The sequence below is a fragment of the Robinsoniella sp. genome (assembly GCF_034124845.1).
This window is the reverse complement of the sequence record NZ_JAWYAJ010000155.1, coordinates 5,510-6,658: the sequence shown is the minus strand read 5'-3', so window position 1 is coordinate 6,658 and position 1,149 is coordinate 5,510. Positions and strand designations below refer to the sequence as shown.

Here is a 1,149-nt window from a genome sequence, read left to right as displayed (position 1 = left end):
GCCTCTGTCTGTGCTGGAGCCTCAGTTTCCGGCGCCTGGGTCTGGGGCACTGCTGCTTCTGTGGCTTCTGTCTGTGTATTTGCCTGACTTCCGGCATTTGTGGAAGCCGTTCCATTTCCTGACTCAGAAGCCTTTGCAGAATCCCCGTTTGAATCGGACGCTTTCTCGGTAGTCTTCTCCGTTGCTTTCTCTGTAGATTTACTGGTCTCTGTTTTCTGTGTTTGCTTTTGTGTTTCTGTCGTCTTTTCTGTAGCTTTCTTATCCTCAGTTGATTTTTCACTGCCGGGCTTTGTCTCTTCTGTCTGTTTTTTGCTGCCATCGCCGTTTGTCATCATGTTTCCAAGCAGCTTATATCCAAAAAACAAAATAAAAATCACTGCAATTACTGCAATCGCCAATACAAAATACCTTAGATTATCGGATAACCATTCTTTGAATTTTTTCATTCCATTACCTCCATAACGATTTAGCTGAAAGCATTAGGGTGTGCTGATGACGGGAATGAATTTCCAAACACTCCCTAACGTACTTTCCATCAATTAGTTTATACCTGCTGCCCTGCAAACTGAGAATGATACAACTGTTCGTAGAAACCTTTTTTCTCCAACAGAGAATTATGTGTACCCTGCTCTACAATATTACCATCTTTTACGACAAGAATCAAATCCGCATTTTTAATTGTTGATAAACGATGTGCGATTACGAAACTGGTTCTTCCAACCATTACCTTTTTCATTGCATCCTGCAGCATATTTTCAATTCTGGTATCTACGGAAGAGGTTGCTTCATCCAGAATTAAAATATCTGGATCCTTTAAAATAGCCCTTGCTATGGTCAGCAGCTGTTTCTCTCCCTGGGAAATATTACCGCCCTCCTCGTCAATGACCATATTATAGCCCCCGGGCAGTGTCTTGATAAAATGATGCACGTTCGCCGCTTTTGCAGCATCTATGACCTCATCCTTTCTTGCATTCAGCCTTCCATACCTGATATTTTCAAAAATACTTCCTGAAAACAGCCAGGTATCCTGTAATACCATACCGAAAATGGAACGCAGACCGCTTCGCTTCATCTGGCGGATATCTACACCGTCGATTAAAATTCTGCCCTGATTCACATCATAAAAGCGCATAAGCAGATTAATTAAGG

The 1,149-nt window shown here is 42.2% G+C and carries 1 protein-coding gene and 1 pseudogene; both read right to left on the bottom strand.

The genetic code is table 11. The features are described 5' to 3' along the window. A pseudogene (locus tag ACH2DQ_RS07465) lies at positions 1-446 on the bottom strand (hypothetical protein); the annotation flags it as partial. Positions 447-544: 98 nt separating this feature from the next. Beyond that, positions 545-1,149 (bottom strand): ABC transporter ATP-binding protein (locus tag ACH2DQ_RS07460; protein ID WP_395026190.1); only part of this gene is annotated, 605 nt, incomplete at its 5' end.